This is a genomic window from Oceanobacillus sojae, from assembly GCF_007991515.1.
Classification (GTDB): domain Bacteria; phylum Bacillota; class Bacilli; order Bacillales; family Amphibacillaceae; genus Oceanobacillus; species Oceanobacillus sojae.
Genome location: NZ_BJYM01000016.1, coordinates 1 through 25,716, shown reverse-complemented (window position 1 = coordinate 25,716; position 25,716 = coordinate 1). Strand labels below are relative to the sequence as shown.

23 protein-coding genes are annotated in these 25,716 nt (G+C 38.7%); 7 read left to right on the top strand and 16 right to left on the bottom strand.

Going from position 1 to position 25,716, the window contains the following annotated elements:
• Positions 1-52: 52 nt before the first annotated feature.
• The 6 genes from OSO01_RS17385 to OSO01_RS17360 form a co-directional block, all read right to left on the bottom strand.
• Positions 53-1,477, bottom strand: a complete 1,425-nt coding sequence (locus OSO01_RS17385; protein WP_147211717.1) for a glycoside hydrolase family 32 protein — start codon at positions 1,475-1,477, stop codon at positions 53-55.
• Positions 1,478-1,829: 352 nt separating this feature from the next.
• Entirely contained in the window at positions 1,830-2,681 is an 852-nt protein-coding gene (locus tag OSO01_RS17380; RefSeq protein ID WP_147211716.1) for an ROK family protein, read from the bottom strand.
• Positions 2,682-2,792: 111 nt separating this feature from the next.
• The gene (locus tag OSO01_RS17375) at positions 2,793-3,776 is read right to left on the bottom strand and encodes a LacI family DNA-binding transcriptional regulator (protein ID WP_147211715.1); all 984 of its coding nucleotides are present in this window, start codon (positions 3,774-3,776) and stop codon (positions 2,793-2,795) included.
• Positions 3,777-3,928: 152 nt separating this feature from the next.
• Complete coding sequence (locus OSO01_RS17370) at positions 3,929-4,285, bottom strand: YxeA family protein (protein WP_147211714.1); 357 nt, start codon at positions 4,283-4,285, stop codon at positions 3,929-3,931.
• A 1-nt stretch (position 4,286) separates the two neighbouring features.
• A complete protein-coding gene (locus OSO01_RS17365) occupies positions 4,287-6,146 on the bottom strand; it encodes an FtsX-like permease family protein (RefSeq protein WP_147211713.1) in 1,860 nt (619 codons plus the stop codon).
• Entirely contained in the window at positions 6,133-6,900 is a 768-nt protein-coding gene (locus tag OSO01_RS17360; RefSeq protein WP_147211712.1) for an ABC transporter ATP-binding protein, read from the bottom strand. The genes OSO01_RS17365 and OSO01_RS17360 overlap by 14 nt, the downstream gene beginning before the upstream one ends.
• A 208-nt stretch (positions 6,901-7,108) precedes the next feature.
• Here OSO01_RS17360 and OSO01_RS17355 point away from each other — a divergent pair, with 208 nt between their 5' ends.
• Positions 7,109-7,819, top strand: a complete 711-nt coding sequence (locus OSO01_RS17355; RefSeq protein WP_147211711.1) for a response regulator transcription factor — start codon at positions 7,109-7,111, stop codon at positions 7,817-7,819.
• Between the two features lie 66 nt (positions 7,820-7,885).
• Positions 7,886-9,259 (top strand): sensor histidine kinase, encoded by a 1,374-nt coding sequence (locus OSO01_RS17350; RefSeq protein WP_147211710.1) that lies wholly within the window; start codon positions 7,886-7,888, stop codon positions 9,257-9,259.
• A 47-nt stretch (positions 9,260-9,306) separates the two neighbouring features.
• Here the strand turns inward: OSO01_RS17350 and OSO01_RS17345 are convergent, their stop codons facing one another.
• The 10 genes from OSO01_RS17345 to OSO01_RS17300 form a co-directional block, all read right to left on the bottom strand.
• Positions 9,307-10,071, bottom strand: a complete 765-nt coding sequence (locus OSO01_RS17345; protein ID WP_147211709.1) for an ABC transporter permease — start codon at positions 10,069-10,071, stop codon at positions 9,307-9,309.
• The gene (locus OSO01_RS17340) at positions 10,068-11,003 is read right to left on the bottom strand and encodes an ABC transporter ATP-binding protein (RefSeq protein WP_147211708.1); all 936 of its coding nucleotides are present in this window, start codon (positions 11,001-11,003) and stop codon (positions 10,068-10,070) included. The genes OSO01_RS17345 and OSO01_RS17340 overlap by 4 nt, the downstream gene beginning before the upstream one ends.
• Positions 11,000-11,212: a PLDc N-terminal domain-containing protein gene (locus tag OSO01_RS17335; RefSeq protein ID WP_147211707.1), complete on the bottom strand. Its 213-nt coding sequence runs from the start codon at positions 11,210-11,212 to the stop codon at positions 11,000-11,002. Before OSO01_RS17335 ends, OSO01_RS17340 begins: the two co-directional genes overlap by 4 nt.
• A complete protein-coding gene (locus OSO01_RS17330) occupies positions 11,209-12,339 on the bottom strand; it encodes a helix-turn-helix domain-containing protein (RefSeq protein ID WP_147211706.1) in 1,131 nt (376 codons plus the stop codon). Before OSO01_RS17330 ends, OSO01_RS17335 begins: the two co-directional genes overlap by 4 nt.
• A gap of 173 nt (positions 12,340-12,512) precedes the next feature.
• The gene (locus tag OSO01_RS17325; protein ID WP_147211705.1) at positions 12,513-14,057 is read right to left on the bottom strand and encodes a solute symporter family protein; all 1,545 of its coding nucleotides are present in this window, start codon (positions 14,055-14,057) and stop codon (positions 12,513-12,515) included.
• Positions 14,054-14,401, bottom strand: a complete 348-nt coding sequence (locus OSO01_RS17320) for a DUF485 domain-containing protein (protein ID WP_371863309.1) — start codon at positions 14,399-14,401, stop codon at positions 14,054-14,056. Before OSO01_RS17320 ends, OSO01_RS17325 begins: the two co-directional genes overlap by 4 nt.
• 308 nt (positions 14,402-14,709) lie before the next feature.
• Entirely contained in the window at positions 14,710-15,465 is a 756-nt protein-coding gene (locus OSO01_RS17315) for a LytR/AlgR family response regulator transcription factor (protein ID WP_307725853.1), read from the bottom strand.
• Positions 15,466-15,479: 14 nt separating this feature from the next.
• Positions 15,480-17,219, bottom strand: a complete 1,740-nt coding sequence (locus OSO01_RS17310; protein WP_147211812.1) for a LytS/YhcK type 5TM receptor domain-containing protein — start codon at positions 17,217-17,219, stop codon at positions 15,480-15,482.
• Positions 17,219-18,760 (bottom strand): solute symporter family protein, encoded by a 1,542-nt coding sequence (locus tag OSO01_RS17305; protein ID WP_222595744.1) that lies wholly within the window; start codon positions 18,758-18,760, stop codon positions 17,219-17,221. The genes OSO01_RS17310 and OSO01_RS17305 overlap by 1 nt, the downstream gene beginning before the upstream one ends.
• Before the next feature lie 220 nt (positions 18,761-18,980).
• Entirely contained in the window at positions 18,981-19,370 is a 390-nt protein-coding gene (locus OSO01_RS17300; protein WP_147211703.1) for an RDD family protein, read from the bottom strand.
• 212 nt (positions 19,371-19,582) lie between these two features.
• Between OSO01_RS17300 and OSO01_RS17295 the strand changes: the two genes are divergently transcribed.
• The 5 genes from OSO01_RS17295 to OSO01_RS17275 all read left to right on the top strand — a co-directional run bounded on the left by OSO01_RS17295 (position 19,583) and on the right by OSO01_RS17275 (position 25,259).
• On the top strand, positions 19,583-20,470 hold the full coding sequence (locus OSO01_RS17295) for a fructose bisphosphate aldolase (RefSeq protein ID WP_147211810.1): 888 nt from the start codon (positions 19,583-19,585) through the stop codon (positions 20,468-20,470).
• 193 nt (positions 20,471-20,663) lie between these two features.
• Entirely contained in the window at positions 20,664-21,599 is a 936-nt protein-coding gene (locus OSO01_RS17290) for a sugar-binding transcriptional regulator (RefSeq protein ID WP_147211702.1), read from the top strand.
• A gap of 218 nt (positions 21,600-21,817) precedes the next feature.
• On the top strand, positions 21,818-22,711 hold the full coding sequence (locus OSO01_RS17285; RefSeq protein ID WP_147211701.1) for an aldo/keto reductase: 894 nt from the start codon (positions 21,818-21,820) through the stop codon (positions 22,709-22,711).
• Positions 22,712-22,743: 32 nt separating this feature from the next.
• The gene (gene deoC / locus OSO01_RS17280) at positions 22,744-23,508 is read left to right on the top strand and encodes a deoxyribose-phosphate aldolase (RefSeq protein WP_147211700.1); all 765 of its coding nucleotides are present in this window, start codon (positions 22,744-22,746) and stop codon (positions 23,506-23,508) included.
• Positions 23,509-23,699: 191 nt separating this feature from the next.
• A complete protein-coding gene (locus OSO01_RS17275) occupies positions 23,700-25,259 on the top strand; it encodes a xylulokinase (RefSeq protein WP_147211699.1) in 1,560 nt (519 codons plus the stop codon).
• Positions 25,260-25,716: the final 457 nt, after the last annotated feature.

Genomic DNA, 25,716 nt, shown 5'->3' with positions numbered 1-25,716 from the left:
CTTTCTTTATATACTGGGGGAGGAGCAGTTTTACTCCACTACCCAGCCGATATTATTTCCAAATAGAATTCAGGTTTGTACATGTTATATTTTCTATCTGCAATGCTTCATTTACAGTGAATATTTCCAGTTGCACTACTGTTCCTTTTGGATAAATCAAATTTGTAGATACGCTCAATCCTTTATTTAAAAATATCTCTACGGATGATCTGTCAATAATCGCTTGCAGCTCCTGAACATCCAAGCCGTGTAAGCTGCCTTTTATTTCTTCCGGAAAATCCTCTGAAAAGTCGGTTAATCCTTCAGTACGGTAGAGCGTATAGGTGTCTTCCGCTTTATTGAGTTCTAAACAGAATACTTCATTTTGATCTGTAACAAATTTCATGCCCCATTTCGTGCTGGCTGACGTTTTAGAAATCTGTAGATTTACTTGTCCAGTATCACTAATTCCATAGCTTTTTGTCGTATCCGTCTGAATGTCTATATTCTGATAAGATATTACTTCTTTATTGTTATCTGTGATAATCGGTTCTTGCTTTAAGAAAAGATCTCCACCTACTTCATTTAAAGACATCTTCCGCACCAGACTCATTGCACTGCGCCAAGGAGATACAGGAACAACCCCTGCGTACTGCCAATTATTCATCCAGCCAATCCAGTACGTGTCTTCTGTATTATCCCAGCTGACTGCCGCGTAAAAGTCTTTTCCTGTGTCTGCCCATTTTAAGGCATCCTCCGATTTTTCATTCGGATGAAATTCTTTTCCATCAAAGCTTCCCGTAAAGTAATAAACTGCCGAACCTCCATTAGGCCCATCATCATTAATGCTTACAATAAGAACCCATTCCTTTTTAGAGCTGTTCTCTACCGGTAAATAAAGCAGGTCTGGACATTCCCAAACACCGATATGGGAAGGATATTCTTTTCCAAATGACGATAGATATGTCCAATTAATTAAATTAGGTGAACCATAAAACTGAATATGGTCTCCACACGCTAATACCATTACCCATTGCTCACTGTCTTCATGCCAGGAAACCTTTGGATCACGAAAATCCTTTATTTTTGTATTTGGAATAACTGGGTTCCCTTCATACTTTGTCCAAGTTCTTCCTTTATCTTTACTGTAGGCGATACTTTGCTGCTGACTCTCGCCATCATGTGTAAATATTGCGACCAATCCTCCGGAACCGTTTTCAAACAAGCCACTTGTATTATTTTTATCTACGACTGCTGATCCGGAGAATATCGTTCCTAATTCATCTGGAGCTAAAGCAATCCCATGTTCTTCCCAATGGTACAGGTCTGTGCTTGTTGCGTGTCCCCAGTGCATATCTGCATGATCATTAGCATTCGGGTTGCGCTGATAAAATAAATGATACTCTCCCTCATAGTAAACAAGGCCGTTCGGGTCATTAATCCAGTTTTCCTTTGGTGTGAAATGAAGCTGTGGACGATGTTTTTCTTGATATGACATTAAAATCTCCCTCTCTTAAAATTATCTTATATTTATGAAAACCATTGAAAACGGTATCAGTAATTTCTATGTACTATCATCTTATATTTCAATAAATATGTCAACCGGTTGACATAAATATTCATAAATTATTTTTAAGTAATAGAAAAGTGAAACTTCTGTGAAGAAGCTGCTCACTTTTTGATTGCTTTTTTTGACAGCTTTTCTATTCCCCCCTCTAGTCCTCTTTCAAAATAAGAATCTATCATTCAAATGTGGGTACAGCTTTTTTATAAATAGTTTAATAATCTCCTGAGAATTAAAAAAGATGAATCCGGCAATACTCTCAGCCTTTGATTCATCTCCACTAAAATTATTGTTTTACTGCCAGAGCAATACAGCCCTTGACACCCTGTTCATCATTCAATCCTGGAGCAACAATTAACTCATCTACATTTTCCACTTCAATGTAGCCATTCAATAATTCCATAAATTTTTCACGAATCATTGGGTAGAGCTTTTCCTGTTTCATCACTCCTCCGCCGAGAATGATTTTTTCTGGTGAAAGTATAACAAAATAGTCCATTATTGCCTGCGCAAGATAATACGCTTCTATTTCCCAGACATGATCCTGATCAGCCAAGTCTGCTCCTTTTCGGCCATAACGGGCTTCAATTGCCGGTCCTGCAGCCAGCCCCTCTAAACACGTGCCATGACTTGGGCATGCTCCTTCAAATGTATCTTCTGGATGTTTTTTTAATAAAACATGTCCCATTTCTGAATGGTTTTTCCCCTGGAATGGTTTCCCATCTTGAACAAGACCTGCTCCGATACCTGTACCTACTGTTATGTAAAGACAGCTCGAGACATCTTTTCCAATACCATATTCATATTCTCCCATACTAGCAACAACAACATCTGTATTGATTGCTACAGGGACATTAAAGCGTTTTTCAAGCTCTTCCATAAGCGGATAGTAACGCCAAGGAATTTTAGGCGTATTTTCAATCGCACCATAATTATCACTGCCTGCACGCAAATTGATTGGCCCGAAAGCTCCTACTCCTAATTTTTCAATTTTATGCTTCGAAAAGAATTCCTCCACTTTTGCTAATGTCTCTTCCGGTGTTGTTGTTGGAAAAGCAGTTCGATCTAATATAGTGCCGTCCGGATTCCCTACTGCACATACAAACTTTGTTCCACCTGCTTCAATTGCTCCTATCATCTTGGATAACACTCCTATCTCTGTTATATGTTTGATTATTATAGCAGATTTTTCTTACTGCGTTGCTTTTTTATTTTTTCTAAAAGTAGATTGAGAAATATTCTTTTACTTTTATTCCCCTGTTGTTTCTCCTTTCCAAAGGGAAACCGGGAATGTTTTTTCTTTCGTATCATGCGTTTTTCCATCAATCTCCTGAATCAATGTCTCTACAGCATTTTCCGCGATTTGATATGTAGGCTGAATAATCGTCGTTAACTTAGGATAAATGGAACGGATTAGACATGTCCCATCATAACCGATAATTTTTAAATCCTGCGGTACACGATAACCCAGACTTTCAGCATACTGCATTGTACGGACAGCCAGCAAATCATCACTAGCAAAAATACCATCTACATCTGGACGCTCCTTGAAAAGCTGTTTGATGATATCAATATTACTCTCTAAAAAGGCAACATCAGGAATATGATAGGTTTCCGCAGTTCTTCCAGCCTCCTGCATCACTTTTTCATATGCGTATTGTCTATTATTTGCCGGTGTTTCCAAGCTGGCATCTCCATTAATATGAATAATTTTTTTGCATCCTGCTTTTATCAGCTCTCTGCTCGCCATTTCTCCCCCTTGAAAGTTGTCTGAGCTGACAACATGAATATTCTCTGCTAAATAATGGTCAATTGCAACTGCAGGAAATTGCTGTTTCTTATCTATCAATCCGCGATTATAAGTAACCACAATTACACCATCCACCTGATTGCGACGCAGCATTTCCCAATATTTCTTCTCTTTATCTGCTTCATGAAGACTATTACAGAGCAGAACTTTATAGCCTCTTTCATCACAAATATTTTCAATATAAGCAACTAATTCTCCAAAAAAGGGATTGCTGGTGGAAGGAACAATCACACCGATTAAATAACTGCGCTTGTTATACAAGGAACGCGCAAGGTCATTGGGTACATAATTGATTTCCTTCATTGCTTCAAACACTTTTTCTTTCGTTTTACTGCTGATATATCCTCTGTCATTTAATACACGGGAAACCGTTGTTGGGGAAACTCCAGCTACCTTCGCAACATCCTGGATTTTAGGTTTCATATAAAATCTTCTCCTTTAAACCCGCTTTCTTTATCTATTCTTAAGCATAAAGGCTTTCTTTAGTGAAGTAAAGAACGGGTATACCGGAAAATATAAAAAGTCTTATAAGGTATAAAAATACTTTATACCTTATAAGACTCCTCTCTGCCGAACTACAACGCTTCTTTCACAGCAGCCGGCAATTCCTCTTCTTTCACTTCATCATACGAAGAAACCTCATCATCCTTATTCACATAGAGCATGAGATATGCTCCTTGACGCAATTCTTTTTGTGCAGAGAATCTAACTTGAATTTCTTCTCCATTTTCTGTATAAGCAGGCTGCTCATACCAATAAGTGTTCATTATCTCCCCTGTATCCAGCTTATCTTCTTCTGCGCTTATTGGTTCACCAACCTGCACATAAACATTGTCTTTTCCTGCTCTGTTAAAGTCTACTGTCATCAAAACAACTACAGCAGCCACAAATAAGACTACTACACCAACCACCAAAGCTACTATTTTCTTCATTTTACCCCTCCTGTGTGACAGTCTGAGTGATTGTTTTATTAAATCCCCTGACTGTGATCACGTAGTATAAAATATAAATCATTGTATAAGCCGCCATCCAAATAATAACCGGCTCCCACAGGTTCATTTGCAATAGATTAGAAAATGCCATCAAGGCAACTGTACCATGTGTTAATCCCAACATTAGCGGTGCCAGAAAAATGAGACCGACCTGATAACGGATTGTTTTTTTCATTTCCTTTTTAGAAACACCAATTTTATATAAAACAGCATACTTATCCTTATCTTCTTCTGCTTCTGTCATCATTTTAAAGAAGATAATACTGCCAGTAGCCACTAAAAATACTAATCCTAAAAAGCTGCCGACAAATAACATCGCACCGGAAGCCTCAATGGAATCCTGATAGCTTTGCACTGCACTGGAGAATCTTTCTGTTTTAGCTTCCAGCTCTTTAGAAAGTTCTAAATGATCCTTATAGTTGGCAGTCTGTACTGCCTGATAAATGGCATTTTCTCCATCCAATTCTTGAAAAGACGCATCATCAACAACTAAGACTGTTCCCGGTAAGGTAGGAGCATTAAACAATGGTTTTTCATAAAACTGGTCCACTGTTTTTTCGTCATCATCTATTTCAACTGTGTCGACTTTATCCTTCCACCGTTCATCAAAATAAGGGTCAATCATCACTGCCTCATCTTGTTCCAAATCGACGTTTCCAACATCCCAGCCAAGCGCTTCTGTCAATTTCATAAATGTTTCTTCATCAATGACATAATAGGACTGATCATAAGTTTCTCCTGGTACAACAATATCCTTTGCTTCAAAGCTGACAGCATCTTCAACTATTTCCGTATCTATATCTTGTTCCTCCCCTTCCCACATAAAGGAGAAAGGTATATTTTCTTCCACACTTTTTTCTGTATTATAATACGTACCGAATATCGCTCCGCCTGCTGTAATAGTTGTTGCACTTAATGTTGCGATAATCGTTAATGTTTTTGCGTTCCCGCGAATCCGATAAAGAAGCTGGGAAGATGTCATTAGATTAAGCCCTTTCCAAGCCCAACTTTTTCTTTTCTTCAATAGATTTAAAACATAAACAAGAACACTGCTAAATAATAGATATGATCCTAAAACTGTCAAGCCAATAATTACAAGCGGCATCGCCAAGCCAAATATCCGCCAGACAGAAGAAGTCATTAAGTCCTGCAGAGCCAGCCAGTAAGCAGCAGCTAAAGCAATTACTCCAATTATTGCTGAGACGACGCGTGCTTTCGGCTGCGCTTCTCCTTGTTTCTCAGCATGGAATAAATCAATCAGTTTAAACTTATAAATAACTCGATAGCCAAGCAGAGAAGTAACTAAGAAAATAAGGAAGAAAACAATCACTGTCTCAATAACTGCCTGCATCGAAAATGCAAAACCGACAGAAAGAGATAATCCCATTAACTTTAATAAAAGGGATAATAAAGCTTGAGACAACAAGAAGCCTAAACCCACACCCACAACTAAAGCAACCAGTCCGATTACGATATTCTCAAAGAATAGTAAAAAACCGATAGACCGTTTGCGTACACCAAGTAAAGAATAGAGAGCAACTTCTTTCTTCCTTTTTTTCATAAAAAAGGAATTAGAGTACAGAATAAAAATTGCAACAAAAATCATCAGTACAAAGGCTGAGGCGCTCATTACCGCCTGCATTTGTTTCGATGTCTCTGCTAATCCGCTGATATCATCACTATGCTTTAACATCGCAAAGGTAAAATAAATAATAATTGAGAAAATCGTGGAGCCGATATATAATCCATAGCTCTTCATATTTCTGCGAATATTTTTTAATGCTAACTCAAACAAGGTCATTCCCGTCACCGCCTACTTCTGCCAATTCATCTAATATCATCTGGAAGAATTCCTTCCTTGTGCACGTTCCGCGGATAAGCTCCTGCGAAAGACCTCCATCTTTTATAAACAGGATACGCCTGCAAAAGCTCGCTGCATAAGCATCATGAGTTACCATCATAATTGTTGTTTCATGCTCTTTATTCAGACCGCTTAAGCTTTCTAATAAATCTGTAGCTGATTTGGAATCAAGGGCACCTGTCGGCTCATCTGCAAAAATGATCTTTGGGTTCGATACCAGTGCTCGGCAGGAAGCCGTACGCTGCTTTTGACCGCCAGAAATTTGATAAGGATACTTATCCAATAAATCCTCTATACCAAAGGTCCTGGAAATAGTGTTTACCTTTTCTTCAATTTCCTTCGCCGGCTGTTTAGCAATTGCTAATGGCAGCAGGATATTTTCCCGCACTGTTAAAGAATCTAATAAATTATAATCCTGGAAAATAAATCCCAAATGATCTCGACGGAAGTCTGCTAACTTATCCTCTTTCATCTTGGCAATATTGTCTTCCTCCACATAAATATCACCTTTTGTCGGAGTATCGATGGTTGCTAATACATTGAGAAGCGTCGATTTCCCTGCGCCAGAAGGCCCCATAACACCAACAAATTCTCCATGATCAATGGTAAAGGAAATATCTTTTAGCGCTTGAAATGAATTAGCGCCTTTTCCATATATTTTTTCTACATCATTTACTTTTAATAAATGCTCCATTATTTATGCACCTCTTTATATATGCTGTAAACTTTCTATACCTTTACTATAGCCCCCCATCCTTAAACAGCCATCAATACAACCTTACAAAATGTTTAAATCACACTCATAGTTGATGATTTCCTGTTAAGATAGTAATAATTCAACTTTTTAGCCAATAATAAAAACGAATTCACTATACATAAAACAAGAAAGGTGTGGACTTTACATGGAAAAGCCAAAAATATTAATTGTTGATGATGAACAGGATTTATGTCAATTAATGAAAACAGCGCTTCAAAAAGAGGGGATGACGGAAATTGCCACAGCTGGCTCAATCAAAGAAGGGTGGCTGCAATTTACTAAATTTGAGCCGGATTTGGCAATATTAGATGTCATGCTCCCAGATGGGGAGGGGTATGATTTATGCCGGAAAATCCGTGAAACATCTCGTATTCCAATCCTGTTTTTGTCCGCTAAATCAGACGAAATAGATAAAATACTCGGACTTGCTATCGGCGGTGATGACTATATTACCAAACCATTCAGTCCAAAAGAGATGGCTTACCGTGTCAAAGCCCAGTTGCGCCGGGCGGGCATTTACACTATGGAAGCAGCAAGCTCTCATGCACCAGCAAAAGCAGATAAAAATATCGGTGTCTTTACAATCAACGGGGATGAAACGGAAATAAGCAAGGATGGGGAGGTCTTAGAGCTGACAGCTAAAGAGGTAGGGTTAATGGCCTGCTTTATGCGCAATCCAAAGCATATTTTAAGCAAGGAAACGTTATTTGAAACGGTATGGGGCGAAGAATTTTATGGAGCTGATAACACTTTAATGGTACATATCCGCAGACTGCGGGAAAAAATTGAAGAAAACCCGTCAGCCCCTGCCTATATTGTTACTGTAAAAGGACTGGGATATCGTTTTAATCCATAAAACTTTATATCCCGCACAGTTAAGGAGTTATATATTTTTTGAATTTGAAAAAGGAGCAAATACATCATGAAATGGAAACTGACCATCCGCTATCTTATTTCCATTCTCAGTATTGTCTTTATCGTCAGTATTGTTAATACAGTTATTCTGATTGCGTTATTACTTTCCCAGCATAATGAAGATCCGGAAGATATTATACATGACACAGGGGAAAACTTTACCCGCGCCTTCTATTATAATTTGTCAATCGAAGACGGTGTTCCTGTTGTCTCAGAAAAAGGAAAGGATGCACTGACCCGCTTTGGAGCCTGGCTGCAGATATTGGATGAAAATGGGAATGTTATCTCGGATGAATACGCACCAGAAAGTGCTGCCACACATTATACACCTGTAGAATTAGTTCATAAATACAAATATATGGATAATGATTTGAACACATATTTTATTGGAGAATATGAGGGCTACAGCTATATTGTCGGCGTTCCAGATTCCAAGCAGCAACGGACAATCATTATGGCGGATCCGCAGCAGGTATTCACGTATGCTTCCCAGTTCTTAGGCGCAATTGTTATCGTTGACTTAATTATCGCCTTTATTGTCGGATTTCTGTTCAGTACTGTGCTGACAAAGCCTGTCTCGCGGATAATCGAACGGATCAGCGAACTGAAGGAAAGAAAGTTTCAGCCAAAAAAGATGAAACGGCCCGGAGTCTTTAAGCGTGTATTCGCCAACTTAAATGATGTATCTGAAACCTTGCAGGCACATGAAAATGAACGGCAAAAGCTGGAGCAAATGCGCAATGAATGGATCAGCAATGTTTCTCATGATATTAAAACACCGCTCGCATCCATCCGCGGTTATGCGGAACTGCTGCGCAATGACGAAATTTCTCCAGAGGAAAGATTGGAATATGCCGGGGTTATTGAACGCCAATCGCTTTATATGAAAGAGCTGCTGGATGATTTTAATCTGACCATGCGCCTCAGAAACCAGGATATGTCACTTAATCTTCAGGAAACCCGGATAGAAGGCTTTGTCAGAAAAATAATTATTGATTTATTGAATGATCCGCAATTTCAAACACATGAAATTGACTTTAGCAGTAATGCACCTGAGTTAACCTGGGAGATTGACCAGCATTTAATGAAAAGAGCTTTATTAAATTTTATTTTAAATGCCTTAATCCATAATGATAACGATGTAAAAGTGACAGTAGAAGTAGCAGAAAACAGCATTATTATCCGTGATAATGGAAGAGGAATAAAAAAAGAAGAACAGGCACAAATTTTTGACCGTTATTACCGGGGCACCAATACAACATCACGCGGTACAGGTCTTGGATTAGCTATTTCAAGGGATATTATTCAGGCGCATGGCGGCAGGGTAGAGATGAAAAGTGAGGTTGGAAAAGGCACGATGTTTAAAATTATTATAAAGTGATACCTGGAGTAAGGAGGAGCAATATTGTTCCTCCCTGCCCAAAGCGGCTACAGTTTCTTTTTGTTTAAAATAACAATCGATAGATAGAGAAATAACAAAGATAAGGAAATAGAAATAAGCATTGCAGGCATATAATTGCCTAAGCTGGAAGTCCCCTGCAGGAAGTTAATATTTTCACTAGTAAGTGTAATGGGATTATAATGTTTTAATTTATCAAAGATATTCACGATAAATAAAAGGACCACAAACCCTCCTGTCAGCAACAAGCCCTCATAACTGTTTCTGGAGATGGTAGAGGTTAAAAGTATCGCTGTTACTAATAAGATTCCAAAGATCCATAATGGAAGAACTGCCAGAAAAACATGCGGGCTGTTATCATCCGTAAAATAATAAAGCGTATAGACCCAGGTCACAAAAAATGCTAAAAACATACAAAGAGTCCATTGAAGAATTAAATAAATACTTTTACTAATCACGACAGTAGATCGCTTTAATCCTTTTGTAACAAGATTAACCAGCGTACCTTTGCTTACTTCCCCACTCATTGTTCCACTGAACAAAAGCGTAATCACGATTAACCCCATTTGGGTCATGCTTTGATAAAATTGCCCCCAGGAATCCAGAGAGGACGGTTCCGGGATATTCACCGGCAGTGCACCCCCAAAGCTTATCTCGATAATATCCGGTGTTAATATCGCTATCAACGGATTCATAATGCCTAAAATAAGAAAAAAAATCATTACTATAAATAATTTGGATGTACGCCAGCTTTCTAAAAATTCCTTTTTGGAAAAGTAATAGATATTTTTCATTGAATCACCTCCAAAAAGATAGATTCCAGAGAAGGATTCATTTTCCTTAAAGAAATCGGCATCGTTTTTTTAGCTATCAAGCTTTCTAAAAGCGCTGCAGCTGTCTCTGCATAATCTTTATTATAAGAAATAATAACCTGATTCCGTTTGTTTATCTTCTCAACCTCTGTAATGACTCCTTGCTCTTTTAAAGCATTAAGCTCTGCAGCAAGAGCAGAAAAATTTGCCACTTCATCAAAAAATAATTCTATTTGCGGTTTCGCATAGGTTTGCTTCAACTCTTCTATCGATGAACTTACCTTCAGCTTTCCTTCATCTAAAATTCCTACATAATCGCAGATACGCTCCACATCTCCTAAAATATGAGTAGAAAATAAAATGGTCATTTTCCCTTTTAAAGATGCCAGGAGTTCTAAGAATTCATTTCTTCCCTCAGGGTCTAACGCAGAAGTCGGCTCATCACAAATAAGTAATTCCGGATTATTTAACATTGCCTGCGCAATACCTAACCGCTGTTTCATTCCTCTGGAAAAGCCCTTAATTCTCTTTTTATTTCCTTCCAGACCTACCAGTGCCAGAGTTTCTTTTATTCTCTGTTTTTGTTCTGCTTTTTTTAATCCAGTGATTTCACCACAGAATGTTAAATATTCTTCTGCAGACATGTACGGATAAAATTCTGGAACATCTGATAAATAACCTGTGATTCGGTTCGTTTTTGTGTTTCCAAAGGTTACTTTTTCTCCTCCGACAAATATATCTCCTCTTGTCGTTTCCTCAAGTCCTAAAATCAGCTTCATCGTCGTTGTTTTACCTGCCCCATTTCCTCCTACAAAGCCGAATATGGAACCAGTGGGAACGCCTAAATGAAGTCCGTCCAGAACCTGCTTGGAGCCAAAGCTTTTAGAAACATTCTTTACCTCTATAATATTCATTCATTATCTCCTTTCCCAAACACGAAATAAAAAACAGGACCAATGAGTTGTAGAATCACAACAATAAAAATCCACATACCTTTCGTGCCGAACCGGTAATTTGGATGCTTTATCACATGAACCAGTGCTGTAATCATCAGCGTAAATTGCAGTATAATCAGCGGTATTAATAGTGGTAAATGATCCATTAAAAATGAAATACCATTCATTTTCCTTCCTCACTTTCCAACAGGCGCTTTAATTGCATATTTATCTGCTGAAATCTTTCTTTTTCCTGTAAATTTAAAAATAAAGGATTATCTACAACTGCACTTATAAAATTTTCTTTTACCAGCATAGAGTCTCTTGGCATCTGATTGCCGATATCCAGATTATTAAACCAGTCATCTACTTGATCAAAATAATCGTCACCATGAAGAACTACCGGGAAGCTGATTTCCTTTATTACCTCTGTAAATTCCTCCAGCATAGAGAGTGCCGCATGCTCCTCTTTTATTTGTGCATAACCAAAAGCAGCTGATAATTGAAAATTCATCAAAGCCACCGGATGTAACGGAGCGAGTTCAAAGGTATCTGCAATTGCTTTTCCTCTTTGAACAGTCTCTTTAAATTTATCAGGTGATTCTATTAATAGCTGCAAATAATTTGTAAATGCACTCATTACGATAATAACGTACTGAAATAATGCACTTTGAAGCGTTCCAATTGCCCGATCTGTCTCTCCTTTCATTTGGAAGGCTCCTGAAATTAAGCTTTCCACAGGAAAAATACCAGGAGGATATTCACCAAGAATTTCTAAAACCTGGTCTGCCTCTTTTAACGTAAATAATGAATAGGCTTCCAGCTTAAAAGCCTTTGTAATCAGTTCTGGATCTTTTGCCTGTGTACGGACATGAACAAATAAATCCTTTGCCTCGTTCATATAGCGTTGATTTTTTTCCTCCCCGTCTTCTCCGGGAAGGCGGTCAATATGATTCATGATAAGCAGCCCCATTTGCAGTATAAATGGATAGCAGGAATAATATCTACGGATAAAACTTCTGATGGAAACTAAGACATCCTCTGCCGGCTTTGTTTCAAAGGCACCCTTTAATGAAGCATATATATGCTGAATCTCTTTTGGATCCAGCTGTGATTCATATCCCAGCAAGGAATCAATACTTACATTAAAATATGCAGCAAGCATGGGAAGAGAGGTGATATCCGGGTATGTTTGCCCTGTCTCCCATTTGGAAACAGAAGCCTTGGAAACACCAATAAAATCTGCCAGCTCCTGCTGCGTAATCTTTTTCTCTTTTCTTTTTTCCGTAATAATAGGGCCAATGTTCATTCTCATAGGAACTCTCCTCTCTTCTTTATTGTATGTTTTATCATGAGGCTATACAATGGAGTTATTGTTAACTAATAAAGCGTTAAATCAACTAATACGATACTTCATTTAAATCGCTAAAAAATTACATACAAAAATGCCTGCAGACAAATCTCTGCAGACATTTTTCTTTGCTTTCTCTAGTGACTCACACCACTGCTTTTGTAACCCGTATTTGCCTTCACCTTCACCTCTGCATAACGTTTTATATCCTTTTCCTTCGATAAAAGTGTTCCTAAATATCCGCCCAGGAATCCCAGAGGGACGGATACAAGTGCCGGATTGGTTAGAGGGAAAATTGGCTCCCCTACAAATAATGCTGCACCTTCGATTGGCGAGAAAACACTCGGACTAATCGATACAAGAATTAATGCGGATAATAATCCTGTCAGCATCGCTGTTACTGCCCCTGCAGTATTGAACCTTTTCCAATAAACTGTGTAAATAATAACCGGTAAATTGGCACTTGCCGCAATACAAAAGGCCAGCGAAACAAGGAATGCTACGTTTAAATATTGGGCAAATAACGCTAAAACAATGGACAAAACAGACACAGCCAATGATGCGTAGCGTGCAGCTTTCACTTGTTCCCTCTCTGTCACATTTCCTCTTTTAATAATTTGACCATATAAATCATGGGCAAATGCCGAAGCACCAGAAAGCACAAGTCCTGCCACTACAGCTAAGATCGTTGCAAAAGCAACTGCTGAGATAAAAGCAAACAGGATGTCTCCACCAACAGCCTGCGCAAGCAATGGTGCAGCCATATTGCCGCCCGGATTTGCCGCAATGATAGTATCATGGCCTACAAATGCTGCTGCGCCAAAACCTAAGAATAATGTCAGTACATAAAATATTCCAATCACCCATGTTGCGATAACAACAGAGCTTCTTGCTGTTTTTGCATCCCGGACAGTGAAAAACCGCATTAGAATGTGCGGTAATCCTGCCGTCCCAAGTACTAAAGCTAACATAAGCGATATGGTTCCGAGTGGTTCTGTATACTGCAGTCCAGGCATTAAATATGCTTCTCCATGAGCAGTAACAGTTTTAACGTCCGTAAACATTTGTCCAATATTAAAATTAAATTTTAATAAGACGAGAAATGTCATAATGACCATTCCAGCCATCAGAAGAACAGCTTTTACAATTTGTACCCAGCTCGTCGCAATCATCCCGCCAAACAAAACGTAAATTGTCATCATCACACCAACAATCAGCACCGCCATCCAATATTTAATGCCAAATAATAACTGTATCAAGGCTCCTGCTCCTACAAGCTGGGCAATCATATAAAACGTACTGATTGTTATCGTATTCAGTGCAGCCGCTCCCCGAACCTTTCGCGCATCAAAACGGGAATTAATCATATCAGCCAGTGTATATTTACCGAGGTTACGCAACGGTTCAGCTACAAGGAACAGAACAACTAAATAGGCAATCAAAAATCCGATACTGTAGAAAAAACCGTCAAAACCAAATAGTGCAATGGCACCTGCAATTCCCAGAAAAGATGCTGCTGATAAATAGTCACCTGCAATCGCCAGACCGTTCTGCAGCCCGGTGAGTCCTCCGCCGGCAGTATAAAAATCCCCTGCTGTCTGCGTCTTTTTAGCAGCAAAAAAAGTGATAACTAAAGTTAATAAAACAATAGCAAGAAAGAGGATAATAACTGTTGCACTCATTGTTCTTCTCCTCCTTCTTCCATCTCTTTTATAATTTCATCCGCCTGTTTATCAAAGACCGCTGCTTTTTTTACATAGACTGTGCATAAAACCCACGTCATGATAAACTGAGCTAACGCAAACAACCATACCCAGGAAATATCACCGATTACCGGTGTGTTTAAAAAAGTTGTATATGAGGTTAAAACCGGTAGTAAGAAATAAAATACCATGAAAAAGATTGTTAACGGTACAATAAATTTTTTCCGCTCATGCATCAGCTTTTTAAAGGATTTGCTTTCCGTTACTTGTACAAAATTAATTTCTTTTGCAGGCTCCTGCTTATATTCTTTTTCTGCACCCATCCGCATCCTCCTCGAAAATCGGAATGAAAAGTTTTTAGACGATATCCCTACGCCAGAGAAACCTTCCAGCTCCATAAAGTAACATTGACCAGCTTCTCTCTTTATGATTCGTTCAGCTCTTCTTACCCTTTCCCTTAACAAGCATTAAAAATTATTATTTTCTAAAGCTCGGCATTCCTCCTTCAACCCTTTGTTAACCCTTTTGTAAACGCTTTCTAAATTATAAAGGAAGATGGATGCGTACGTATGCGAATTTGTTTCAATGGTTTAAAATTACGTTTGAACGGTTGGAATTTTGTCATCAATGGTTAACTGCCAAATAAATCAAAAAGATGCTTTCTTGCTGTACGGCTGACTGGAATCTTCGTCTGATTTTTATCCTGTAATGTGATGTTGCTTGCCCCATTAAACCATGGTGTAATCTCCTGTATATGATTCAAATTAACAAGGTAGCTGCGATGTGTCCTGAAAAAAGCATGACCTTGCAGTTTCTTTTCCAGCTCCTGTAATGACATCCTGCTGTAAATCACCTTGTCCTCTGTGTGAATCTCTAACATCCGCTTATATGGTACAGCATAATAAATCGCATCAGGGGATAAGACAATTGTCCGGTCATCATTATCGATTAAAAGCTTACTTGATGAAGGAATACTTTGTTTTGATAACTGTTTATCTTTACTTTTCAATTGCCGCATCCGCTTGCGGAGACGATTCATTGCCTTTTGAAATCTCTCTGTATCATACGGCTTCAGCATATAGTCAACCGCTTCTATATCGAAAGCTTCGACTGCATAATCATCATATGCAGTTGTAAAAATAAATAATGGTGTTTCTATATAAGCAAGCTCCAATATTTTCTTCGCAGCCTCTATCCCCCGCATACCAGGCATATGCACATCCAAAAAAATAACATCGGGCTCATACTCTTTATACAGTTCTACCAGCTGCTCTCCTGTCTCCGCACTCGGCAGAAGCTTTATGTCTTGTTCCCTTTCCAATAAATATATCAATTCTTCACGTGCCAATTGTTCATCTTCAGCAACCATGGTATGGATTTTCATCATAAAAATCTTCCTTTCTAATCTTCACGATATGGAATAGTAAAATAGACCTCGCTTCCGCCTTCAGATAAATTCCGTACATGTAAGCGGGCTTCTTTACCCAGCAGATTAATTAAGCGCTGGTTGACATTATATAAGCCTGTTCCACCATGCTGCTTTTCTGCCAGTACAGTCTCTCCAGCCTGCTGTAAAATATGATCAGGAAATCCTTGACCATTATCCTGCACACTTATCTTTATCCGCTCATCAAACCGCTCCATCCTCACATCTATTCTTCCTTCCTCTGAAACATGTTCTAACCCGTGCCTGACACTATTTTCAACTAAAGGCTGAATTGATGACGGCGGGATTAACAGGTGAGAGATTCCTTCCGGCTGTAAAAAATATATTTGTAGTCTGCTCGTAAATCGGGTCTGGATAATCTCGATATACGCTTTTACATGCTCTGTTTCTTTTTCCAATGGTACAAGCTGCGTCGATACAAGCTTCAGGTTAAAACGCATAAATTGCGCTAATTGAACTGTTATATGTCTTGCTTTTTCAGGATCTTTCCGAAATAATGCAGCGATCATATGCAGTGTATTAAATAGAAAATGCGGATTAATTTGTGCTTGTAAATTGCTTAGCTCTGCATCACGGGTATGCAATTCGAGCCGCTCTGCTTTAATTGTTTTTAATTGATTAGCAATCAGCTGACCAAGCCCCTCAGCCAGCATCAGCTCTACCGGACCAATATGCTGTGGCTTGCGAAAGTATAACTTAATCAGCCCGATGGTTTGCTGCGCCTCCAAAATTGGGATAATAATTACAGCTTCCAATGGACAATTTTTATGCGTACATTGAATTTCTGTCTTAGAGTAAGCAACCAGTGTCTCCTTTGATGCTAATGCCCGTCTGGAAATTTGTGTTGTTAACCGATTGCCGATTTTATGATGATCTCCTCCCAACCCCTTATGCGCCATTACTTCCCTTTCGTCTGTCACTGTAACAGCTGCTAATTTCAAACGTGCATAGAGCAAATCGGCGAGTCCTTCTGCCTTGCTCTGAAATGATTCCTCCTTTAGAAAAGGCAACGCCTCCTCAGCAATAGTTAATGCCTGTCTCGTTGCAAATGCTGCTTCATTTTCCTGTTCTCTGAGCACAATAGCAATCATTGCTGTAAAAATTGCAATAGCAATACTGTTGGATAATACAACCGGCAAGCCGATAACATTAATCAGCTCAATCATTGTTCTGTCCTGTGAATCAAAAATAAGTAATAAATGCATCAATAATATCGGGGGAAATATGCCGATAAACAGTGCTTTTATCGGTGATATAACACGCTCCTGCGAAAAAAAGCGTGCCGTAAACCCAGCAAGCAGTCCTGTCAGCGGATTCACGAGGCTGTTAGCCACAAAACCGATTCCTCCGAGAAAAAACAAATGTGTCCCGGCAATGATTCCGGCTCCTAAACCAACTGCCGGACCTCCAAGCAGCCCGGCAATTACAATAGCAACCAGACTGGAGCTTACCACCATTTGATCATCTTTTACATTCCAAACGAATTCATTCACCACTGTGAAGTCATTCCCGATTACTACTCCGGTTAATGTGCCCGCAATCCCGAACAAACCAAATACGCACGCATGAATCCCGGCCATTTTAAAGCTGAACTCATTGTAAAGCAGCGACCTGAACCCAGGACTTCGTGTCAAAACAAAGGCAATAACTAATAATAGACCTAAACGTTCGAATAAAACGACTGTCAAATTCATCACGATCGATCTCTCCTTAAGATAATCCCTGTTTGCGCACGAAGATAGAATGATGAAAATGGAATTGCACTTTCTTTTTCCCGTGACAGTACCGTTCCCAGATATGCTCCTAAAAATCCGGCAGGAATCGCAATTATCCCAGGATTATAAAGCGGGATTAAAGGATCGACAGCAATCCAGCCGCCATCCGGATTCATGATATGCGGTCCCAAAAGTAAAAGCAGCAGGGACACTGTTAATCCGGAGATCATTCCGGTAATTGCTCCACTCTGGTTAAAGCGCCGCCAGTAAATGGTAAATAAAAGTACAGGCAAATTACTGGATGCTGCAACAATAAATGTTAAGGAAACGAGGAAGGTTACATTCATATGCCGTAATCCAAGCGCAAGTAAAGTAGATAGAAGCCCGATAAAAAATGCCGTCCAGCGTGCTGCGCGTACACGTTTCCTTTCCGAGGTGTTCCCTTTTTTAATAATATGATAATAAATGTCGTGGGAAAAAGCGGTCGTTGCCGAAATGACCAATCCAGCTACAACGGCGACAATCGTTGTAAATGCTATTGCTGCGATAAAAGCCATTAAAAAATCTCCACCCAGGCTCTCTGCTAATAATGGAGCAGCTAAATTCCCAAACGGATCCAGCTTAACCAGCTCTTCAAATCCAACTAAAGCAACGGCTCCCAATCCTAAAATAAGCGCAATCAAATAAAATGCACCAATAATCCAGCTCGCTGTTAAAAGTGACCTGCGTACCTCTACCGTATTCCGCACTGTAAAAAGCCGGATTAAAATATGCGGAAGTCCTGCAGTACCTAGTATTAAGGCAAGATGAAGGGAAAGCGTTTCCAAAGGATTATTAAATAAATGACCCGGCAATGAAAATTGCTCTCCTAAAGGCGAGCCAAGTGTAACCTGTTCTAATAGGCTTGAAATACTCCAATTAAATCGTGAAAGCACAATAAGTGCGAGTAAAAATGTACCTGATAAAAGCAGCACTGTCTTAACAATTTGCACCCAGGAAGTTGCAAACATCCCTCCAAAAACAACATAAATAGTCATCAATAATCCTATAATTAACACAGAAGCAGAATAATTAATATCAAGCAATAACCTGATTAACAGCCCTGCAGCAACTAATTGTGGAATCATATAAAAAACGGAGATAATTAAAGCTCCAATAGCCATTATTCCCCGCATTTTATAGCTTGGAAAACGTGCGCAAATAACATCTCCTAATGAATATTTTCCTAAATGATGCACCGGTTCAGCAATAAAAAATAAAACAATTAAATAAGAAACTAAAAATCCAATTGCATACAAAAAACCGTCAAAGCCATTAATAGCAATAGTACCAACTATACCCAGAAAGGAAGCTGCGCTGATATAATCCCCTGCAATAGCCATCCCATTTTGAGTACCTGTTAAGCTGCCTGCAGCAATATAAAACTGATTCGTCGTTTTACTTTGTCTCGCCGCCCAATAAGTAATAATCAGGGTACAAACGACAATACAAAGAAAAAAGAGCAGATAGGTAATATTCATAAATTCACCTTCCATTTTCAAGGTATATGATATTTTAGGAGAGCAGCGTTCAGTTATCAGGGTTATCAAGATATTTTCAAATATGTAAAAATTGTTTAAATTCCATTTTTTAATTACTATAAATTGTATATTATGGGAGGGTAGAAGTAAAGATAAGCTTATCTCAATAAAAAAACGACAATACCCCTTTACCTAGGTCTATCGCCGTTTTCACTTTCCTTTATACCTCTCTCACCTTCACCCCTGCTGACCGTTCATATGGAAACTGACTCCCAGATGGTCCTTCAAACTTTTCACGATTTTTAAAATAACTAAACGCACCTATCGAATCACGATATGCCATACGTTTTAAAATCTGGCTGCTGGTTAACTTCTCGCCATTTGTGCTTTCCAGCTTCAACCCTGCCTGTTTATAACCAAGTGTTCTTCCTTCACATTTCAACTGGGCATATTCCAATGACCATTGAATCAGTGTTGGATGAACCAGATTATAGTATGCCGGACTCTTGAATTTCTTTTGTAATAAGCTTTCCGTTATCAGGGAGACAGTTGTTGATACAGCTAAATCAATCAGGTAAGCCTTCACTCTTTTTTTCGTAATATCGTGCATACTTTTTCCACCTTTTTCTTTTTATCTTATAAAAATACAGAGAGAGTGTCTATTTTCAGCTTTAATTGTTGATAGATTCAAAAAAGAAAATATCTTTCCTTCACGCAGAAGACTATAATCTAAAATTATTTAGTGCTACAATAGGAGATGGAGGTTACTTCAAACTGTTTTTAAAGCCGATTATCGGCTCAACAAAAAAAGGAGTGAAAGTGATGCAGCAAAACCAATTAGAAAAAATGAAAAATGACAAAGGATTTATCGCAGCACTGGATCAAAGTGGAGGAAGTACACCAAAGGCCTTAGCTGCCTATGGAATTCCGGAGGATGCTTATCAGGGTGAAGAAGAAATGTTTGATTTAGTCCACGAAATGCGGACAAGAATTATTACATCGCCTTCCTTTAATTCCGATCAGATTATTGGTGCCATTCTTTTTGAACAGACCATGGATCGTGAAATCGAAGGCAAATATACAGGTGATTATCTCGCTGAAGAAAAAGGCATCGTTCCATTCCTGAAAGTGGACAAAGGGCTCGCAGAAGAAGCAGACGGCGTTCAGCTGATGAAGCCGATTGATAATTTACAGGAGACATTAGACCGAGCAAATGAACGTCATATTTTCGGCACAAAAATGCGCTCTGTGATCAAAGAGGATAACCCGGAAGGCATCAAAAAGGTAGTCGACCAGCAATTTGAAATTGGAAAGCAGATTATTGCAGCTGGGCTGGTTCCTATTATCGAGCCTGAAGTGGACATTAACAGCCCCTCTAAAGAAGATAGTGAAGATATTCTGAAAGCAGAAATTTTAGAGCATTTAAACCAGCTTCATTCCGATCAGCTGGTTATGCTGAAATTAACTATTCCAACGAAAAATAACCTATATAGAGAATTAATTGATCATCCAAATGTTGTCCGTGTTGTTGCATTATCCGGAGGGTATTCCACTGATGACGCAAACGCAAAATTAAAAGACAATAACGGACTTATCGCCAGCTTCTCCAGAGCATTGAGTCAGGACTTAAATGCAAATCAATCTCAGGAAGAATTTGATGCAGCTCTGAAAAAAGCTGTTGATTCTATCTATGAAGCTTCTATTTCTTAATGTTTCAAGCGCAAAGGTTATGAGCAGACTTTACAAAGTCTGCTCATAACCTTTTTTATATCTGAAAAGTCTTCTCTTTACATTCCAAAATTATGAAAATATCAAGCTATCCTTTATGATGGAAATGAAGATTACAATTAGATAAGCTATAATAGATAAAAGCAGATGTTGATTTACGAAAGAAGGTGACGGAATGGATCATAGACTTTTAATTTCTATATGCCACATGTACTACGAGAAGAATATGTCCCAGCAGCAAATTGCTAACTCCACAGGGTTATCACGGATGAAGATATCCAGATCCCTGCAAAAAGCCAAAGACTTAGGAATTGTAAAAATTATTATAGATTACAGCGGTGCCTTTCTGGAGCTGGAAAAAGGGCTGAAAGATAAATACGGCTTAAAAAACGCAATTGTTGTAGATAATCAATCAGGGGAAGACTCAAAGAAACAAGTCCAAAGCGCAGCTGCTCTTTGTTTACAGGACAAACTTTTTAAAGGTGCTACGGTTGCGGTAGGATGGGGAACTACCTTGCGGGAAACCTGTAAATATATGCAGCCATTAAAAACAAAGGATGTTTTATTTGCATCTATCATTGGCGGGCACAGTATCAGTATGCCCCATGTCCACTCTTCTTCTATCGCTTCAGAAATGGCACATAAGACTGAGGGAAAATCTATTTCTATTAATGCACCGGCATTAGTACAAAGCCAGATGGAACGGGAAACCTTCCTGAATGATTCTTCTATCTCAACAGTTATTCAACGGACAGCGGAGGCAGATATTGCTTTCTTTAGTCTTGGCAATCCAATGTTTACTTCCAGCAGTATTCACAAAGTAGAATACTTTTCAAAGAGTGACCTTTCTGAAATGGAAAAAAATAATGCCGTATGCGACCTTGTATCAATCGCTTTCTTAAACAGTGATGGACAAGAGTGCTGCTCCAGTATCAGCAATCGCAGTATCGGTATTGATAAAGAAGCTTTATTCAATATTCCTATAAAAATATGTGTTGTAGAAGGAAAAGAGAAACATGCTTCAACACTCGCAGCATTAAAAGCAGGGTATATTGACATTCTTGTTACGGACAAAGAAACAGCAGAATACTTAGCGAATCATTCTTCTTGATTTCGTTAAAGTAATTTGATTTTGACTCAACAGATTACTTACATAGAGGTTCAATCTTTACATAAAGGTTGAACCTTTTTTTATTTTAATTAAATTATTACTTGAAAAACATTCTTAATGTTGCTATTATAATATCAAGATTTGAACAAAATAACAATAACTGTTCAAATGAACAGTTATTAATTTTAATTATAAAATCAGGAGAGGATGATTTTTATATGGAACGCGTTTCATTAGGGAAAGATGTTTCTTTTTCACGCATTGCACTAGGTTTTTGGCGCTTAGCTGATTGGAACTTAACAGATGCAGAGTTAATCCATTTTGTAGAAGAGTGCATGGATCTCGGTATCACCACAATGGATCATGCAGATATTTATGGCAACTATACAGCAGAAGAAATATTTGGGGACGCTTTAAAGAAAAATCCTTCATTAAGAAATAGGATGGAAATTGTTACAAAATGCGGTATCGTTTATAAATCGGAAACTGCTCGCGTTAAATATTATAACTACAGCGAGGAATATATTATCCAGCAGGTAGAAAAATCTATGAAATATATGGGCACAGACTATATTGATACGCTTCTGTTGCATAGACCAAGCCAATTTGTGAACCCGGAAGAAGTAGCTGCCGCATTTGATAAGCTTCATACCAGCGGAAAAGTAAAAACATTCGGAGTTTCTAACCATTTACCTGAGCAATATAGAACACTGAAATCTTATGTAAGCGTTCCCTTAGTAACAAACCAAATCGAATTATCTCCGTTAAACATGGAGAATATCGAAAACGGAACCATGGATGCGGCCCTTCAAGAGAGAATTCATCCTATGATCTGGTCACCCTTAGCAGGTGGAAGAATTTTCACAGGTACAGGAGATGCAGAACAGAGATTGAGAGAGACGCTGGAAATTATCCGTGAAGAGGTTGGAGCAAATGATATTGGTGAAGTAGTATTTGCCTGGCTTCTTTCTCACCCGGCGGGATTAATCCCTATTACCGGGTCAGGAGAAATTGATCTCGTTAAGACCCCTGTGAATGCATTAAATTATCAGTTAACTCCAGAGCAATGGTTTATGATTTGGACTGCAGTAAAAGGACATAAGGTTTTATAATAACTTTCATTTTCAAAAGGAGACGATAAACTATGACATTACAAGTTACCAGATTCAAAAGTGGAGATCCTATCACAGTAGAGGGAATTGCAGCAACCGTTGATCATTCTTTGCTGCGCCCCGATATCACTGTTAAAGAATTAATAGAGGGCTGCGAGATTGCAAAAAAATATAATTGTGTTTCTGTTTGTGTCCGCCCTTCTGATTTACCAATCGTATGTGAAGCGCTGGAAGGGACTGATGTTCTTCCTACAACCGTCATTGGCTTCCCGCATGGAACAGCAACAACAGAATCCAAGGCTTTTGAAACAAAGGATGCTATTGAAAAAGGCGCTGTTGAGGTAGATATGGTCATGAATATCGGCCGTTTCTTATCTGAAGAATATGACTATGTGGAAAATGACATTAAAGCTGTTGTAGAAGTGGCACATTCTATGGGGGCAAAGGTAAAAGTCATCTTTGAAAATCACTATTTAACACCTGAACAAATCATAAAAGCTTGTGAAATTGCTGAAAGAGCAGGAACTGACTTTGTAAAAACCAGTACTGGCTATGCTCCTACTGGTTCTAAAATAGAAGACTTAAAAACGATGCGCGAGAGTGTTTCAGACCATATAGAGGTCAAATCTGCCGGCGGGGTCAGGGATTTAGACCAAACCTTAGCCGTACTGTCTACAGGCTCTGTTCGTATAGGGACCCGCGGTACAGTGAAAATTTTAGACGAGGCTGCAGAAAGAGTGAAAGCAGGCCAGTTGATTGTAAAAGATAACAACCAGGATTTAGATGGTGGCTATTAAATAGACTGTATCCGTTCGCATCCTGTAACTAATTACAATCAGACCTGTTCAACAGACCCGCCTCAAACATGAATAGAAATTTGTTTCTAATCAGCTTGGGGCGGCAAAACAGAGCACAGCTAACTGAGATTTATAGAACAGCAGTTATGAAACTATGACAAATTTTAATAAACCAAAAGGGGGAAGTAATAATGACGAAAAGAATAATTGCGTATGATCTTGGTACAGGAGGAAATAAAGCATCCCTATATGATCTTGATGGTAATTGTCTGGAGTCTGTCTTTGTAGAATACCCGACCTATTTCCCACATAATAATTGGCATGAACAGAAGCCCGAAGAGTGGTGGAATGCTATTGTCAAAAGCACACAGGTATTAATTGAAAAATCAGGTGTAAATCCAAAGGATATTCATTGTTGCGGTATTTCTGGACATAGTCTGGGAGTTGTTCCTTTAGACAAAGAGAAAAATCTGCTGCGTGAATCTACTCCTATCTGGTCAGATTACCGTGCAGAAAAAGAAGTTGCCGATTTCTTCAGCCGATATGATGAAGAAAAATGGTATATGCTGACTGGAAATGGACTAAAGCCGGCAAACTATGCTGCATTCAAGATTCTTTGGTATAAAAATAATGAGCCTGATATGTATGAAAAAATTGATAAAGTAGTTGGGACAAAAGACTATATTAACTTTAAATTAACCGGAGAAGTTCGGACAGACTATTCCTACGCATCCGGATATGGTGTGTATGACCTTGTCGGCTGGCAATATTCTGATGAGCTTTTAGAGGCAACAGGGCTTCCCAAGCATATTTTCCCTGAAATTATTGCTTCAGATGCAGTTGTAGGAACAATTCTTCCAGAGGTTGCAAAAGAAATTGGCTTATCTGAAAATACACAGGTTGTTTGCGGCGGCGTAGATAATTCCTGTATGGCGTTAGGAGCGAAAGCATTTAAAGAAGGCAGAATCTATAATTCACAGGGATCTTCTTCCTGGATTGCTATTTCTTCACAAAAACCATTGCTGGACAATGATTCCAGACCTTATATTTTCACACATGTTATTCCAGGCTACTATGCCAATGCTCTATGCTTGGCTGCCGGAGGAACAAGCTTCCGCTGGATCAGAGACCAGTTTGCTCATTCGGAGAAGGAAGAAGCAGAAAAACTGGGAAAAGACCCTTATGATTTAATAACAGAGAAAGCAGCTCAATCTCCAATTGGATCAAGAGGTCTCATTTTTAATCCAAGCCTTGGCGGTGGCCTGCCTATTGATAAAAGCTTGAATATCCAAGGTGGATACATTGGGCTCAGCTCCAACCATACCCAGGCTGATTTATACCGTGCAGCTATGGAAGGGATCACTTTAGGACAGAGAATCTGCCTTGATAAGATTCGTGAACTTACTAATGTAAGCGATGAAATGCTCGTTGTAGGCGGCGGTGCCAGAAGTGAGCTGTGGCGTCAAATCTCCGCTGACGGTTATGATGTTACTATTTTGAAAACAAATGTGGATCAGCAGGCTGCTGCTTTAGGTGCTGCCGCATTGGCTGCTGTTGGGACAGGACTTTGGAATGATTATGAAAAAATTGATGCGATTCATGAGATAGAGCTTGTTATTAAGCCAGATCCAGAGCGCGTTGCGAAATATAACCAGTTATTAGAAAATTTTGTTACTGTCTCAGATACCTTATCTGATTTAGGCGACCTGTTTAAACAAAGAGCAGAAAAACAAGTCTCTGCAGTAAAATGAAAGGGTTAACATTTCTTAGATAATTATTATGTAAGAAAATAAAATTAATCGGGCAGAGAGTAAATTAATGGATTTCCTTCTCCGCCCGATTAGAAATAAAGAATTTAAATAGATAGCCTATTAACCAATCTATCTAGATTATTAATCATCTAAGAGCTTAATATTTTCCACAAGCTATGCATCTTCTTCTCTATCGTTGGGCAGGAAGTATTTTTTCTTATTAACGCAAGCAACTATGCAGATACGAAAGTATTCCTTGTTTCTCATAATACTTTCATCTGCAATGAACTACAGTCTCTTCATTCTTATTTATAAGTTATTTTAGATCAGAATGTATTTTCTAATTTTTTCAAGTTACATTGATCATTTCTCAGACAAGGCAGGCCGATTTTTATTACTTTTATAGCAGAAGGATAAATTTCAATTTTCAGGGAGGAATCAGAATGTTTTTAGTAAT